The 894-nt window shown below is 72.4% G+C and carries 1 protein-coding gene; it reads right to left on the bottom strand.

Annotated features, from left to right (window positions below; genetic code table 11):
* Positions 1-18: 18 nt before the first annotated feature.
* Entirely contained in the window at positions 19-891 is an 873-nt protein-coding gene (fabD, locus tag RIM90_RS07465) for an ACP S-malonyltransferase (RefSeq protein ID WP_309059779.1), read from the bottom strand.
* Between the last annotated feature and the right edge of the window lie 3 nt (positions 892-894).

Here is an 894-nt window from a genome sequence, read left to right as displayed (position 1 = left end):
TGCCTTGAGTCCTTCCGGTCAGCTCGACGCACCGGCGAGGGCGGGACGCCCAGCGCGGATTTGGGCGATCAGGCCGGTGAGCACCTGGCCGGGCCCCAGCTCGTGGAACTCGGGCTCCGGCTGATCGAGGAGGTACTCCACCGACTCCGTCCACCGCACGGGGCTGGTCAGCTGGCGGACCAGGAGCGCGGCGGTCTCGGTGTCGTCGTAGAGACGGGCCGTGGCGTTGGAGACGACGGGGATGCGCAGCGGTGCGAACCGGTAGCCGCGCAGGAAGCGTTCGAACCGGGCGGCGGCCGGGGCCATCGGCCGGGCGTGGAAGGCGCCGCTGACCTTCAGCGGGACGACGGCCCTGGTCTCCTTGCGGAGCAGCGTCATGGCTTCGGCGATCGCGTCGGGCGGGCCGGAGACGACGGTCTGTTCGGGGGCGTTGAGGTTGGCGATGTCGACCTCGGGCGCGCCGCCGCGGGCGAGGATCTCCCGTACCCGGTCCGCGGTGATGCCGAGGACCGCGGCCATGGCGCCGGGGCCCGCTTCGGCCATCGCGGCGGCGCGCTCGGCGACGAGTTCCAGCCCGGTGACGAAGTCGAAGGCACCGGCCGCGAACAGGGCGACGTACTCGCCGAGGCTGTGCCCGGCGAGGAAGTCCGGCAGTCGGCCGGAGGCCCGGACCCGGTCGACGTAGGACAGCGCGCCGACCACGTACACGGCGCACTGGGTGTAGCGCGTGTCGGACAGGCGCTTCTCCGGGCCGGTGAGGCACAGCTCCTCGATGGAGTACCCGAGGACCGCGTCGGCCTGCCGGACGAGGTGGGGGTAGCTCTCGAAGAGCCGCCGTCCCATGCCCACGTGGTGTGCGCCCTGGCCGGGGAAGACATGAATGACCGTCACTTG

Origin of the sequence: Streptomyces sp. (assembly GCF_031181555.1) — a bacterium.
GTDB lineage: Bacteria > Actinomycetota > Actinomycetes > Streptomycetales > Streptomycetaceae > Streptomyces > Streptomyces fimbriatus.
Note: the sequence above shows the minus strand (reverse complement) of the source record. Positions and strands in the feature narration are given on the sequence as shown.